This window comes from Vibrio sp. 1401, from assembly GCF_033340295.1.
Genome location: NZ_JAWOWF010000642.1, coordinates 1 through 573, shown reverse-complemented (window position 1 = coordinate 573; position 573 = coordinate 1). Strand labels below are relative to the sequence as shown.

1 protein-coding gene is annotated in these 573 nt (G+C 44.2%); it reads right to left on the bottom strand.

What is annotated here, in order from left to right:
• Positions 1-256: 256 nt before the first annotated feature.
• The coding region (locus R7Z77_RS27320; RefSeq protein WP_318137301.1) for a DUF4136 domain-containing protein at positions 257-573 on the bottom strand (317 nt) is incomplete at its 5' end.

The window sequence follows — 573 nt, the reverse complement described above, 5'->3', positions numbered from 1 at the left end:
GTTTCGGAAACTTGTGCGTCTTCATCATAAAACGCACTGCCGACGCTGTAGTGGTGAGTAGTTTCAGGCGACGTTGATTCTTGGCCGACAGAAACCGCCAATAAGCTCAGAAATAGCCCGAAAAAGCTAATAAGAAGAGCACGCACAACGTTCACCTACATCACAGTAATACGTACTTTTAACTCTGAGGGCGAGAATTTGCAATCGAAATTCTCGCCTCGTGGTTTTAGCCACTCAGTTTGATATAATTGAGGACTTAGTTCTTGCCATATGGGTAGTTTTCGAACATTTTCGCCACTTCTTCTGTGATCAAATTTTCCCTTTTCTCAGTACTCATTGATTCGGTTAACTTGCGGCTTGAAACGCCTTTCCACACAACTTGGTTCGCCTTACTATCCACCAGCTCTACCACTAACTTCCCGTATTTGCGTTCTTTATATCGTTCAGGGCTTGATGTACTCACACCAAAGCTGTTCCATCCATAACCGACGCTAAAAGAAGAACCAGACGATACCAACTCCGACTCCTCAACGATATCGTGATGAACGTATAAATCACCACCACTTGCAACTC